This is a genomic window from Streptomyces sp. NPDC058000, assembly GCF_042886435.1.
Lineage (GTDB): Bacteria > Actinomycetota > Actinomycetes > Streptomycetales > Streptomycetaceae > Streptomyces.
In genome coordinates this window covers 73,140-86,539 of the sequence record NZ_JBHVQS010000013.1, presented here as the reverse complement: position 1 = coordinate 86,539, position 13,400 = coordinate 73,140, and the positions used below count along the sequence as shown (strand labels likewise).

The window sequence follows — 13,400 nt, the reverse complement described above, 5'->3', positions numbered from 1 at the left end:
GTCCGGCCGTGCGCGCCCTGGAACCGCCCGTCGGCCGTTTTTCCCGGCCGACCCACCTACCACGTGAGGTGACTCGTGTCCCATCCGTCGGTATCCCGCATCGGCCGCACCCTCGCCGGACTCACCGCCGTCACCGCCTGTTCGGCGGGACTGTTCTCGGCCACCGCTCCCGCCTCCGCCGCCCCGTCCCGCGCACCCGGCGCCCAGTTCGAGTCCGGGTACCCGAACCTGGCGCCGACGCCCCCGATGGGCTGGAACAACTGGTCGTACTACCAGTGCGGCGGCCTCAACGAGCAGGTCGTCCTGGACAACGCCCGGGCGCTGGTCCGCAGCGGGCTGGCACACAAGGGCTACCGCACCGTCACCATCGACGACTGCTGGATGACCAAGCAGCGCGGCCCCAAGGGCGAGCTGGTCGTCGACCTGGCGAAGTTCCCGCACGGTATGGCCCACGTCGGGCAGGAACTCCACAAGATGGGCCTGAAGTTCGGCATCTACGAGGACGTCGGCACGCTGACCTGCGGGAAGTACCCGGGCAGCCTCGGCCACTTCGAGCAGGACGCCAAGCTCTTCGCGAGCTGGGGGGTGGACTACCTCAAGGCGGACGGCTGCAACGTCCCGGTGCCCAAGGGGCAGAGCAAGGAGCAGGTGTACCACGACCTGTACGCGCAGCAGAGCCGGGCGCTGCGGGCGACCGGGCGGCCCATCACCTTCTCGATCTCCGCGCCCGCCTACTTCCAGTTCTCCGGCGACGCGGTCTGGCACCGGGTCATCAAGTGGTCGGCGGAGCTGGGCAACCTGTGGCGCGGCGGGGCGGACATCGCGGTGCAGCAGAGCACCCCGGCCGCGAAGTGGGCGTCCATCGCCGGCAACTTCCGCTACAACGCCAACCTCGCCGAACTCCAGCGCCCCGGACGCTGGAACGACCCCGACTTCCTGCTGGTCGGCGACTCCGGTCTGAGCCGGAACGAGATGCAGAGCCAGATGTCGCTGTGGTCGGTGATGGCCGCCCCGCTGATCTCCAGCACGGACCTCGGCAAGCTCTCCCCGGAGGCGCTGGCGATCCTGGGGAACCGCGAGGTGATCGCGGTCAACCAGGACCCGCTGGGCGTCCAGGGCCACATCGTGCAGCAGGACGGGGACGCGGCGGTGCTGTCCAAGCCGCTGCGGAACGGCGACCGGGCGATCGCGCTGTTCAACGGGGGCAGCACCACCCGCACGCTGTCGATCACGGCGGGCGCGGCCGGGCTGCCGGCGGCCCACTCGTACCGGCTGCGTGACCTGGTCACCGGACGGAACGGGCGGACCGCCCGGACTCTCATCGCCCGGAACGTCCCGCCGCACGCCACGGTGCTCTACCGGGTCCGACCGGAACGCTGATCCGCCGGCCCGGCAGTCCGTAGGGCCGGCCGTTACCGCCGGTGTCCGGCGCGCTCCCGGCGCAGCGCCGCGACCCGGCGGTGCAGGGCGTCCGCCTCGTCGGTCCGCCCCAGCCGCGCCAGGCACTGGGCCTGTTCGCCGCGGCTGGCCAGCGCGTCGAGGTGGGCCGCGCCCAGGGTCCGTTCGCGGGCGTCGGCGACCTCGCGGTAGGCGTCCAGCGCGTCGGCCCAGCGGCCGAGGCGGCCCAGCGCCACGGCGATCTCCCGGCGGCTGGCCAGGGTGTCCGGGTGGTCGGCGCCGAGCACCCGGGCCCGGGCCGCGGCGATCTCGCGGGCCTCGGTGAGCGCCTCCGGCCAGCGGTCCAGGCGGCCGTAGTTGACGCCCAGGCCGTGCCGGGCGCGCAGGGTCTCGGGGTCGTCGGGGCCTTGGGCGCGGGTGCGGGCCGCGACCAGGTCGCGGTAGTGGGCCAGTGCCTCCGCGCTGCGGCCCAGCCGGCCCAGGGCGACCCCGGTCTCGTAGCGGGCGGCGAGGGTGTCCGGGTGGTCCGGGCCGAGCGCCGCGGTGCGCCCCGCCGCCACCCCCTGATAGGCCGTCAAAGCCTCCGGCCATCGACCCAACTGCCCTGAGACGACGGCGTGTTGCCAGCGGGTGTCGAGGGTGTCGGGGTGGTGGAGGCCGAGCACCCGGGCGCGCGCCTCGGCGACCTCGCGGACGGTGGTCCGACACTCCTCCAGGCGGCCCAGCCGGCCGAGCCCGACGGCGAGGTGGTGGCGGCAGCCGAGCGTGTCGGGGTGGTCGGGGCCGAGCAGCCGTTCCCGGCCGGCCAGCACCTCGGTGAGGAGTTCCTGGGCCTCGAAGTGCCGGCCGGCCCGGGTCAGTGCGTGGGCGTTCGCCAGCCGTCCGGTGAGCGTGCCGAGCAGGGCGTGGTGGTCGCGGGGTGGGGCCGGCCGGTCGGGGCCGAGGGCCGGTGACGCCTCGCCGCGCAGCGGGTCGCCGACGCCGGTCCAGACGTCGGTGAGGACCGCGACGGCCCGGTCCGCCGGGGTGCGACGCGGTGGCCGGGTGCCGACGGCCGGGGCGCCGGCGGTGATGCCGCGGGTCCAGGAGGGCAGCCGCGGGGTGGGCACCGTCAGGTCGTCCGGCGCCGGGCCGGTGCCCCGGGGGGTGCGGCGGTGGCGGGCGTCGGCGAGCCGTTTGGCCAGTTCGTCGGCGTCCCGCGGCCGGTCGTCCGGGTCCTTGGCGAGCAGGTCGAGGACGATCCGCTCGTACGCCTCGGGCAGGTCGGGGCGGGTCGTCCGGAGCGGGTCCGGGGCGGTGTCGCGGTGGCCGACCAGGACCGCCCAGGCGTCGCCCTGGGCGAACGGCGGTGCGCCGGTGGCGACCTCGTAGAGCACGCAGCCGAGGGAGTACAGGTCGCTGCGGTGGTCGACGGTGCCGCCGCCGATCTGCTCGGGCGACATGTAGTGCGGGCTGCCCATGGCGATGCCGGTGCCGGTGAGCCGGGCGGTGAAGCCGATGTCGTGGCCGAGGCGGGCGATGCCGAAGTCGCAGATCTTGACCGTGCCGTCGGTGGTCCGGACGATGTTGGCCGGTTTCAGGTCGCGGTGCACCACGGCCTGTTCGTGGGTGTAGGCGAGGGCCGCGGCGATCTGTTCGGCGACCTCGATCACGTCCGGGACGGGGAGCGGCTGGCGCCGGTTGTCGTCCAGCAGCTGACTGAGGTTACGGCCGTTCAGTAGCTCCATGACGATGAAGAGGATGCCGTGGTCCTCCCCGAAGTCGTGCACCACGGTGATCCCGCGGTGCTGGAGCGCCGCGGCCACCCGGGCCTCGCGGCGGAACCGCTCCCGCAGCACCCGTAGGAACCCCGGCTCCTGCTCCTGCCCCATGGGCTTGAGGCACTTGACCGCGACCAGCCGGCCCAGCGCCTCGTCCCGGGCCCGCCACACCTCTCCCATGCCGCCCCGCCCGATGGTTTCGAGCAGGCGGTAACGTCCCTGAATCAGCCTGTGCTCCGCCATCCCTGTCGCCGCCCCCGCTCCCGCGTTCAGCCGCGTGGATCCCCCTGTGTGTCGTGCCCATCCAGTATGGCGGCGGATTCGCGGAGCTTGAAGGTCCCCTGCCGCGTACCGGTCCGTGCCGCGCCGGTACCGGCCGGACGTGCTGCGGCGGATCGTCACGAGGGGACCAGCGCCGGCTTTCGCGGCGGTGTTCCGTAATCCCCGCTTGCTCAGTGGCGGTCAGGGCCTGTCCGGCCCTGACCCACCGGGCAGGCCCTACGGCCTGTCCGGGTGACGAAGGGCGGCGTCCAGTAGGCGGATCAACTCCCCCACCCGTCCACCGCCAGCCGGAGCCGCCGGATAGCGGTTGAGCACGTCGACGACGACCGGTGTCGCGCGCAGCGCCACGTGCGCGACGTGTTCGGCGCCAACGGTCCGCTCGTCACCGGCGACGAGTTCGGCCGCTCTGGCCGCGTGAGCGCCCGCGCCGAGAAGGTGCTTGACCTGGGTGGCCTTGGCCAACGGGTGCAGGTAGGCGGCGCCTGCCGCGGACATCGCCGCCCACGCTGCCTCGCGCGCGGCCGCGGTGTCCGCGCTCTTGGCTGCCTTGAGCGCCGCCCACGCCGTGTCGCGCAGAGCTTTCCCCCGCTCGCCACCGCGAGCGAACTCCCAGGCGGCATCGATCGCGTGTCGAGGCCGCGCGTCGTCCGGCTGATCGGCCTCGAACCTCTCGATCACCGCCTCCGCACAGGCCGCGGCGAACGCGGTGACCTCACGAAGATCCTGCTTGCTCAGAACGATCTCGCCCGTATCTCCTGCCATGGCTCCATCGTCGACCACTGCGCTGGACGGCAGGGCGGCAGGGCGGCTCCGGGCCGTCCGCGCCCGCCGGAGCGGCGAATCCAGCCATCGTCCCGCCTTGTGCCGACGGACATGTCCGGTCGCAGCGGATCAGCGCCGTACGCGGGGCATACCGAGGCCGATCCAGGAGATGATCTCGCGCTGGATCTCGTTGTTGCCGCCGCCGAAGGTGAAGATGACCGCGGAGCGGTAGCCGCGTTCCAGTTCGCCGTGGAGCACCGCGCCCGCCGAGCCCTCCGTCAGCGGTCCGGCCGCGCCGGCCACCTCCATCAGCCAGGCGTAGGCGTCCCGGCGGGCCTCGGAGCCGTAGACCTTGACCGCGGAGGCGTCCTGGGGGGTGAGGGTGCCCTGTTGGAGCGCGTCGACCATCCGCCAGTTCAGGAGTTTCATGGCCTCCAGCCTGGTGTGGGTACGGGCCAGTCGCCCGCGTACCCAGCCCAGGTCGATGACCCGGCGGCCGTCGGCGAGCTTGGTGCCGGCGGCCCAGCGCTGGACGTCGTGGAGGGCGCGGATGGCCATGGTGCCGTGTGCGGCGAGGGTGACCCGTTCGTGGTTGAGCTGGTTGGTGATGATCCGCCAGCCCTGGTTCTCCTGGCCGACGCGGCGGGTGGCGGGGACGGTGATGTTCTCGTAGTAGCTGGCGGTGGTGTCGTGCGAGGCGAGCGTGTTGATGAGGGTGCAGGAGTAGCCGGGGTCACTGGTGGGGACCAGGAGCATGGTGATGCCCTTGTGGGGCGGGGCGTTCGGATCGGTGCGGACCGCCAGCCAGACCCAGTCGGCGGTGTCGCCGTTGGTGGTCCAGATCTTCTGGCCGTTGACGACGTAGTGGCCGGTCTCCTCGTCGCCTTCGCGCACCGCGCGGGTCTTCAGGGCCGCGAGGTCGGTGCCGGCGTCCGGTTCGCTGTAGCCGATCGCGAAGTCGAGTTCGCCGGAGAGGATCCGGGGCAGGAAGTACGCCTTCTGTTCGTCGGTGCCGAACCGCATGAGGGTGGGGCCGACGGTGTTCAGCGCCATCAGCGGCAGCGGCACCCCGGCCTGGGCCGCCTCGTCGAAGAAGATGAACTGTTCCATGGGCGTCATCCCGCGCCCGCCGTACTCCGTGGGCCAGCCGACGCCCAGCCAGCCGTCGGTCCCCAGCCGCCGCACCGTGTCGCGGTAGAAGCGCTTCTGGGCGGCCGGATCGGCGTACCGGGCATAGGCGTTGTCCGGTACCAACGCGGCGAAGTACGTCCGCAGTTCGGCGCGCAACCGCCGCTGTTCCGGGGTGTAGTCCAGGTGCACGGCCCCTCCACCAGTCGTCCGGTCGGGTCGTCCCGTCGCCGGCGGCCGCCCGGGTGCTGACGGCCCGTCGGTTTCCGGGGTCGGGGGCACAGTAGAACGCGTTCCAGAAATTCGGAAGGGTGCGGGCGGGGGCCGGCCTTGCGCGGGCGCGCGAAGGGCCCGGCGCGGACCCTGGAGGGGTGCCGTGCCGGGCCCGTTGCGGGACCGCCGCGCCGCGGGCGGCCTCAGCCCTCGTGCTTGGCGGAGTCGCCCGTCTGGGTGCGGTCGCGGACGTCGTCCTTGCAGTACTTGACGACGCCTCGGTTCGTCACGTGCTTGGCCGAGATCCAGGTCCGCCGGCTGCCGCGGACCAGGTACCAGAGCTCGTTGCCGCGGATGTTCTGGGCGCGGACCTTGCAGACCAGGTAGAGCCGGGCGCCGTTGCGGAGATCGCCCTTCGACGCGGAGTCCGTGCTCGGGTACTCGCGCTCGTTCATCCCGCGGGCGGCGGTGACGGTGCCGTACGCGGTGGCCGGACCGGTCTGCTTCTGGAAGCTGGGCTGCGACTGGGGGCGGGGCTGGGGCTGGGGGTCCGCCTGGGCCGGAGCCGCTACGAGCAGCGTCGCCCCCAGGGCGACAGCCGTGGTCAGTGCACCCGCACCCGCTGCGAGCTTCGTGCCTCGGGCCACGAGGACGTCGGTCGTGGACATAGGGGTCTCCTGTTCTTGACGCGCGATGTCGTGCCGCGCAATGCCACCCATTGGTGCGCTGCGGACATTACGCGCAAACACCCCATGCGGTGTGGTGAAACGACGACCGCGAGGCCGATCGTGTGACGTCGTGTGGGGCCGGTGGGCGAAGGAAATCACTCGTCCCCCGGCGCGCCGGTGCGCGCGGTCAGCCTTCCGTACCCGCCTGGTGGATGCCGAAGACGGCGCCCTGCGGATCGCGCACCATCGCGATCCGCGGCCCGTCCGGGACGTCCGTCGGCGCCATCAGCAACATCCCCCCGGAATCGGCGGCCCGCGCCGCGGTCCCGTCGACGGACTCGACCGCGAAGTACGGCAGCCAGTGCGGCCGGACGTCCTCCCGGTCGCGCGCCTCCACGGTGCTCATCCCGCCGAAGTCGGCGCCGTCGACCCCCCACTGGGTGTACGTGCCGTGGGCCCTGACGGTCCATCCGAAGATCCGGGAGTAGAAGGCCACCGCGGCCTCGGCGTCGCCGGTGGCCAACTCCACCCAGCCGAGCGAACCGGGCTCGTTCAGCAGCTCGGCGCCGGCGAAGGACCGGGCCTGCCAGGCCGCGAAGGCCGCGCCCGCCGGATCGGCCAGCACCGCGAACCGGCCCAACTCGAAGACGTCCTGCGGGTCCACCAGCACGCTGCCGCCGGACTCCGACACGGCGGTGGCCAGCGCCTCGACGTCCCCGGTGGCGAAGGTGACGGTCCAGGCGGTCGGCTGGCCCGGCGCGTACAGCGGGGTGGCCGCGGCGACCTGGGCGTCGCCCACGGAGAAGACCGTGTAGCCGCCGGCCTCGGCCCGCGAGTCGATCGTGGCGTGCCAGCCGAACACCTCGCGGTAATAGACCGCGGCCGCGGCCACGTCCGAGGTGCCCAGCTCCACCCAACACGGCGCACCGGGCATCGGCTCGGTGATCTTCACGCGCTGCTCCGTCCCTCGGCGCCACGACTGGGCGGGCGGCGCACCGGACCGCGCCGCTCCCGACTTCCCCGTGCTGCCGATCGTCCGACGGGCGGTGCGGGCCCGCAACCCGGCGCGGCGGGCGGGGTCAGGGCTGGTGCGGGTGCAGCTGCCGGCGGCGGGGCAGGCGGTGGCGGGTGCGCGGGGCGTCCGGGGCGAGGGCGGTGTCCAGGTCGCGGGCGGCCGCCTCGGCGGCCGTGGTCGAGCGGGGGAAGAGCGCCGCCTCGTACACGCGGACCGCCTGGTCCGGGTCGGTCTGCCAGGTGTGCGCCTCGGCGAGGTGCTGGGCGAGTTCGCAGCCGTCCTGTAGGGCCAGGTCGGCGCCCGGGCCGGAGAGCGGCGTCATCACGTGCGCGGCGTCGCCGAGCAGCGTCAGGCCCGTGGTGTGCGGCCAGGTGTGCGGCACCGGCAGCGCGAACAGCGGACGGTTGGCGAACCCGTCGTCGCTGTCGCGGAGCAGCGCCAGCAGCCGGTCGTCCCAGCCGTCGAACCCGGCCAGCAGGGCGGCCCGGACCGCCTCGGTGTCCGTGGTGCTCACCCCGGCCGCCCGCGCCCAGTCCTCGGAGCCCCGGAAGGCCGCGTAGACCCTGACCCGGCCGCGGCCGTCGCGCCGGGCGAGCAGCCCCTTGCCCCCGGACAGCGCCATCATGGTGCCGCGGCCGACCAGCCGGGCGATCTCCGGGTGCCGGGTGTCGACGTCGTCGAGGCCGGTCTCGACGAAGGTCACGCCGGAGTAGTGCGGCATCCCCTCGGACAGCAGCGACCGGACCCGGGACCAGGTGCCGTCGGCGCCGATCACCAGGTCGAAGGTGGCGGTCCCGCCGTCGTCGAAGACGGCCTGGTGGCGGCCGCCGCCGCGCGGGTGCAGTGTCCGCAGGTAGCTGCCCCACCGGACGGTGCCGGGCGCGAGCGAGTCCACCAGCAGGCGGCGCAGCTCACGCCGGTCGATCTCGGGGCGCTCGGCGGCCGGGCCGGGCCCGGGGGCGTCCTGGTGGAGCACCGCGCCGGTGTGGTCGAGCAGCCGAACCTCCTGGCCGGCGGGGCGGGACGCGGCGCGGAACGCCTTCTCCAGGCCGGCCGACCGCAGCGCCGCCTGCCCGGTCGCCGCGCGCAGTTCCAGGGGCCCGTCCGGCGCGGCTCCCACGGGGCCGAGGTCCCGCTCGAAGACGGTCACCGGCACCCCGTACCGCTGGAGCACCCGGGCGCAGACCAGCCCGCCGGGGCCGGCCCCGATGATCGCGATGCGGAAAGTGATCGGAGGCATGGCGCGGCGCTCCTCGGGTGGTCCGCGGTCCGTCCTCCGGCCGGGACGGGCCTCGCTACCAGAGGAGCACAGCGGCCCCGAAAGTGCGATCGGTGCCGACCGCCGGCCCGTCAGGGGGCACGCCGGCAAGGCACGGATCATGATCAACTAACCCTCCAGGAAGGACTTTTCGGGCACGGCGCCGTGGGGGGCGGCCCAGGTGCCGTCGGCCCGATCGCGGTGCAGGGCGTCGGCGGAGCGGGCCCGGACCGGCGCGTCGACGAAGCGCTGCGCGGAGCATGCCCGGCGGGCGCGCTCCGCGTGGCGAGGAGGCTCCCGGGGCGCCGGTAGTGCGCCTCGTCGAAGCCGCCGGATCCCGGCCGACCACCCGGCGCCCGAGCCACCCGACTGAACCCGCCCGGCAGCCCGGTACGCCGGCCGCGGCGGGCCGTCCGGTTGCAGGGGCCGCACGGCCGGCGCAAGGTGGGAGCCACTCGGGTTCGGGCGCGTCTTGGCGCGCCAGTCAGCCGCCCCGGGGACGCCGGGCCGATGTCGGGAGAAGACGGCATGCTGCTGCCGGACAAGTCCGTACTCACCGCGCTGCTGCGGCGCTACCGCGTCTGGGAACGGGTGGTGCTGGCCGATCCGCACGATCCGGCGGCCCGGCGCCAGTTGGAGGACCTGGCCTACACGCTGTGCGTGCTGATGGGCCGACGCACCGTCCACGAGGCGATCATCGAGGCCGAGCGCTACCTCGCGGCGGGCCGGACCGTGCCCCGGACCGCCGACCGGCGCAACGGCTAGGGCCTGTCCGGTGGATCAGGGTCGGATAGGCCGCGGCGTCTGGTGCGGTGCATCGCAAGGCGCCGGAGCGGCCTGATAGCGGAGCTATTGGGACGTTTCGGCAACGCGGCGTGGGGGCACCTCCCAGCGTTAGCTGGGGGAGTGCCGTGCCAGACGCCGCGGCCCCGGCCATGATCCGCCGGACCGGCCCCCGCACCCGTCCGGCCCTGACCCACCGGACCGGCCCCGGCGCAACAGTCAGCGGGAACCGCGGCGGTGTCGCCGTCCGCGCCGCGCAACATGAGGAGCAGACCGTGGGACACCCCGGAACCCCGACGACCGCCGCCCCGGAACCCTCAGCAGCCGGGGCGGCGGACGCGGCCGCCCCGCTCGACCCGGCCGAGCTGACCGCCCTCGACGCGTACTGGCGGGCCGCCAACTACCTCGCCGCCGGGCAGATCTACCTGATGGCCAACCCGTTGCTGACCGAGCCGCTGCGCCCGGAACACATCAAGCCCCGGCTGCTCGGACACTGGGGCACCTCCCCCGGCCTGAACCTCGTGCACGCCCACCTCAACCGGGTGATCAAGGCCCGGAGCCTGGACGCGCTGTGCGTCTGGGGGCCGGGGCACGGCGGCCCGGCCGTCCTGGCCAACTCCTGGCTGGACGGGACGTACACCGAGACGTATCCGGACGTGACCCGGGACGGGGCCGGGATGGCGCGGCTGTTCCGCCAGTTCTCGTTCCCGGGCGGGGTGCCCAGCCACGTCGCACCGGAGACCCCCGGCTCCCTCCACGAGGGCGGTGAGCTGGGCTACTCCCTCACCCATGCGTACGGTGCGGCCTTCGACAACCCGGAGCTGCTGGTCGCCTGCGTGATCGGCGACGGGGAGGCGGAGACCGGGCCGCTCGCCGCGTCCTGGCACGCCACCAAGTTCCTCGACCTGGTGCACGACGGAGCGGTGCTGCCGATCCTGCACCTCAACGGCTACAAGATCGCCAATCCGACGGTGCTGGCCCGCATCCCGGAGGACGAGCTCGACGCGCTGCTGCGCGGCTACGGCCACGAGCCGCTGCACGTCGCCGGCGACGACCCGGCCGTGGTGCACCAGGCACTGGCCGCGGCCATGGACCGGGCGTTGGACCGGATCGCGGCGATCCACCGCCGGGCCCGCACCGACGGCGACACCGGGCGCCCGCACTGGCCGATGATCGTGCTGCGCACCCCCAAGGGATGGACCGGCCCGCACGAGGTGGACGGGCAGCCCGTCGAGGGCACCTGGCGCTCCCACCAGGTCCCGCTGCCCGGGGTCCGCGAGAACGCCGACCACCGGCACCAGCTGGCGCACTGGCTGCGCTCGTACCGGCCGGAGGAGCTGTTCGACGAGGCGGGACGGCCGCGCCCGGAGGTGCTGGAGTGCGTGCCCGAGGGCCGCCGTCGGCTGGGCGCCTCTCCGCACGCCAACGGCGGTCTGCTGCTGCGCGACCTGCCGCTGCCCCCGCTGGAGCGGCACGCCGTCGAGGTCGACAAGCCCGGCACCGCCCTGCACGAGCCGACCCGGGTGCTCGGCCGACTGCTGACCGACGTCATGGCGGCGACGGCCGAGCGGCGCGACTTCCGGCTCGTCGGCCCGGACGAGACCGCCTCGAACCGGCTGGACGCCGTGTACGAAGTCACCGCCAAGGCGTGGCAGGCGACGACGCTCCCCACCGACGAGCACCTGGCGCCCGACGGCCGGGTGATGGAGGTGCTCTCCGAACACCTCTGTCAGGGGTGGTTGGAGGGCTATCTGCTCACCGGGCGGCACGGGCTGTTCTCCAGCTACGAGGCGTTCGCCCACATCGTCGACTCGATGGTCAACCAGCACATCAAGTGGCTGCGGACCGCCCGCCGACTGCCCTGGCGGCGCCCGATCGCCTCCCTCAACTACCTCCTCACCTCGCACGTCTGGCGGCAGGACCACAACGGCTTCTCGCACCAGGACCCCGGCTTCGTCGACCACGTCCTCGACAAGAGCCCCGAGGTCGTCCGGGTCTATCTGCCGCCGGACACCAACACCCTGCTGTCGGTGGCCGACCACGCGCTGCGCAGCCGCGACTACGTCAACGTGATCGTGGCCGGCAAGCAGCCCTGCTTCGACTGGCTCACCCTCGACCAGGCGCGGGTGCACTGCGCCCGTGGCGCCGGCGTCTGGGAGTGGGCGGGCTCCGAGGGCGGCGACCGCGCCCCCGACGTGGTGCTGGCCTGCGCCGGGGACGTGCCGACACAGGAGACGCTGGCCGCCGCCGACCTGCTGCGTCGCCATCTGCCGCAGCTGGCGGTGCGGGTGGTCAACGTCGTGGACATGGCCCGGCTGCTGCCGGCCGGCGTCCACCCGCACGGGATGCCGGACGCCGAGTTCGACGCCCTGTTCACCCGGGACCGGCCGATCATCTTCGCGTACCACGGCTATCCCTGGCTGATCCACCGGCTCTGCTACCGCCGCGCCGGCCACCAGCACCTGCACGTCCGCGGCTACAAGGAGGAGGGCACCACCACCACGCCGTTCGACATGGTCGTCCGCAACGACCTCGACCGGTTCCGGCTGGTGATGGACGTGGTGGACCGGGTGCCGGGGCTGGGCGTCCGCGCGGTGGCGCTGCGGCAGGCGATGGCGGACGCCCGGACCCGGCACCACGCCTGGATCCGGGAGCACGGCACGGACCTGCCGGAGGTCGCGGAGTGGACCTGGACCGGGTGATCACCGCCGTCACCCATCGCCCGTCGCTCCTCGCCCCGCCCGTCATCCGTCCTCCGTCCTCCGTCCTTCGCCGCATAGCTGACGATGCGTCAGCAGGTGGCCGGCTCCCGTGCCCGGGCGCCCGGTGGCCGTGCGGTGGGGGTGCGAGCCGTTCACGCGGGTGGGGTACCCGGTCGGTGCGGTCGCGGCGCCCGGGCGTCCGGTGGCGGCGCCGGCCCGTGCGGACCGGCTCGGGAGGTGGGCGGGGGTCCGGACTCCTAGCATGAAAGGGCCACCGAACCGCACCACGAAGGCGGCTCCCCCCATGCGCCCCACCGCGAAGTTCTCCATCAGCTTCGGCCTGGTCACGATCCCGGTGGCCGCCTACAACGCCACGGACACCGCCGCCTCGGTCAGCTTCGTGCGGCTCCACACGGCGGACGGCGGGCGGGTACGTAACCAGCCGGTCTGCTCCCTCGAAGGGACCGAGGTCTCCCCCGACGAGATCGGCCGCGGCTACCGGACCGACGACGACACCCTCGTCCCGCTGACCGACGACGACCTGGACGCGCTGCCGCTGCCGACCGCCAAGACCCTGACCATCCTGGCCTTCGTCGCGGGCGGTGACATCGATCCGCTCCAGATGGGCAAGGGCTACTACCTGGGCGTCGACGGCCCGGCGGCGGCGAAGCCGTACGCCCTGCTGCGGGACGCGATGGAGCGGCACCAGCGGGTGGGGCTGGGCAAGATCGCGCTGCACGGCCGGGAGAGCCTGGCGATGATCCGGCCGGTGGAGGACGTGCTGGTCATGCAGGTGTTGCTGTGGCCGCATCAGATCCGTCCGATGACCGGCGTCCTCCCTGAGCGGGAGGTGAAGGTCGCCGCCAATGAGGTGCGGGCCGCCGAGACGCTGATGGACTCCTTCGGCGAACTGTCCGAGGAGGACACGCACGACCACTACCGGGAGGCGCTGGAGGAGATCGTGGCGGCCAAGCTCGCGCACCGCGAGCCGGAGTTCGAGGCGGGCGAGGAGCAGCCGGCGGGGCAGGTCATGGACCTGATGGCGGCCCTCCAGGACAGCGTGCGGGCCGCGCAGCGGGCCCGCGGCGAGACCGTCGAGGCGGACGGGGACGCCGGGGCGGGCGGGGCGGGCGGTGGAGCGCGGTCGGCGGGCCGTACGGCGGCGAAGACCGCGGCCCGCAAGACCGGCGCCGCCCGGAAGACCGCCGAGCGGCAGCCCGCGAAGTCGACCGCGGCGGGCACGACGAAGCGAACGAAGGGCGCGGTGGCGACGGGCGGGGCGGCGACGGGGAAGAAGTCCGCGGCGGCGGAGGGTGCCGGTGCGAAGAAGACGGCGGGCGCGGCTCGGAAGACGGCCGCGGACAAGCAGACCGCCGGCCGCGGGCGGAAGGCGGGCTGAGCCCCACGGAGGGGGCGGCCGGCGCCCGGGCC

General features: G+C 74.0%; 10 protein-coding genes. 4 read left to right on the top strand and 6 right to left on the bottom strand.

The window, feature by feature from the left end; all coding sequences use genetic code 11:
* Positions 1–75 precede the first annotated feature (75 nt).
* Positions 76–1,380 (top strand): glycoside hydrolase family 27 protein, encoded by a 1,305-nt coding sequence (locus ACFVT2_RS16385; protein ID WP_390017706.1) that lies wholly within the window; start codon positions 76–78, stop codon positions 1,378–1,380.
* Positions 1,381–1,412: 32 nt separating this feature from the next.
* Here ACFVT2_RS16385 and ACFVT2_RS16380 read toward each other — a convergent pair whose 3' ends face one another.
* From ACFVT2_RS16380 to ACFVT2_RS16355, 6 genes are all read right to left on the bottom strand, one after another.
* Positions 1,413–3,401 carry a tetratricopeptide repeat protein gene (locus tag ACFVT2_RS16380; RefSeq protein ID WP_390017704.1) on the bottom strand — a complete coding sequence of 663 codons (1,989 nt, stop codon included), beginning with the start codon at positions 3,399–3,401 and terminating at the stop codon, positions 1,413–1,415.
* A 255-nt stretch (positions 3,402–3,656) separates the two neighbouring features.
* Positions 3,657–4,202 carry a putative immunity protein gene (locus ACFVT2_RS16375; protein WP_390017702.1) on the bottom strand — a complete coding sequence of 182 codons (546 nt, stop codon included), beginning with the start codon at positions 4,200–4,202 and terminating at the stop codon, positions 3,657–3,659.
* Between the two features lie 129 nt (positions 4,203–4,331).
* Positions 4,332–5,522, bottom strand: coding sequence for an acyl-CoA dehydrogenase family protein (locus tag ACFVT2_RS16370; RefSeq protein WP_390017700.1), 1,191 nt, complete (start codon positions 5,520–5,522; stop codon positions 4,332–4,334).
* 224 nt (positions 5,523–5,746) lie between these two features.
* The gene (locus ACFVT2_RS16365) at positions 5,747–6,211 is read right to left on the bottom strand and encodes an SH3 domain-containing protein (protein WP_390017698.1); all 465 of its coding nucleotides are present in this window, start codon (positions 6,209–6,211) and stop codon (positions 5,747–5,749) included.
* Positions 6,212–6,398: 187 nt separating this feature from the next.
* Entirely contained in the window at positions 6,399–7,163 is a 765-nt protein-coding gene (locus tag ACFVT2_RS16360; protein ID WP_390017696.1) for a VOC family protein, read from the bottom strand.
* A 127-nt stretch (positions 7,164–7,290) separates the two neighbouring features.
* Positions 7,291–8,466 carry an FAD-dependent oxidoreductase gene (locus ACFVT2_RS16355; protein ID WP_390017694.1) on the bottom strand — a complete coding sequence of 392 codons (1,176 nt, stop codon included), beginning with the start codon at positions 8,464–8,466 and terminating at the stop codon, positions 7,291–7,293.
* A gap of 528 nt (positions 8,467–8,994) precedes the next feature.
* Between ACFVT2_RS16355 and ACFVT2_RS16350 the strand changes: the two genes are divergently transcribed.
* The 3 genes from ACFVT2_RS16350 to ACFVT2_RS16340 all read left to right on the top strand — a co-directional run bounded on the left by ACFVT2_RS16350 (position 8,995) and on the right by ACFVT2_RS16340 (position 13,368).
* The gene (locus tag ACFVT2_RS16350; protein WP_390017692.1) at positions 8,995–9,249 is read left to right on the top strand and encodes a DUF5133 domain-containing protein; all 255 of its coding nucleotides are present in this window, start codon (positions 8,995–8,997) and stop codon (positions 9,247–9,249) included.
* A 293-nt stretch (positions 9,250–9,542) separates the two neighbouring features.
* Entirely contained in the window at positions 9,543–11,969 is a 2,427-nt protein-coding gene (locus ACFVT2_RS16345) for a phosphoketolase (protein ID WP_390017689.1), read from the top strand.
* 304 nt (positions 11,970–12,273) lie between these two features.
* Positions 12,274–13,368 (top strand): Ku protein, encoded by a 1,095-nt coding sequence (locus ACFVT2_RS16340; protein ID WP_390017686.1) that lies wholly within the window; start codon positions 12,274–12,276, stop codon positions 13,366–13,368.
* Positions 13,369–13,400 lie beyond the last annotated feature (32 nt).

Excerpts from the sequence above, each read along its gene's own strand:
- ACFVT2_RS16380 (WP_390017704.1), bottom strand. The coding sequence starts at position 3,401 with ATGGCGGAGCACAGGCTGATTCAGGGACGTTACCGCCTGCTCGAAACC.
- ACFVT2_RS16375 (WP_390017702.1), bottom strand. The coding sequence starts at position 4,202 with ATGGCAGGAGATACGGGCGAGATCGTTCTGAGCAAGCAGGATCTTCGT.
- ACFVT2_RS16365 (WP_390017698.1), bottom strand. The coding sequence starts at position 6,211 with ATGTCCACGACCGACGTCCTCGTGGCCCGAGGCACGAAGCTCGCAGCG.
- ACFVT2_RS16355 (WP_390017694.1), bottom strand. The coding sequence starts at position 8,466 with ATGCCTCCGATCACTTTCCGCATCGCGATCATCGGGGCCGGCCCCGGC.
- ACFVT2_RS16350 (WP_390017692.1), top strand. The coding sequence starts at position 8,995 with ATGTCGGGAGAAGACGGCATGCTGCTGCCGGACAAGTCCGTACTCACC.
- ACFVT2_RS16340 (WP_390017686.1), top strand. The coding sequence starts at position 12,274 with ATGCGCCCCACCGCGAAGTTCTCCATCAGCTTCGGCCTGGTCACGATC.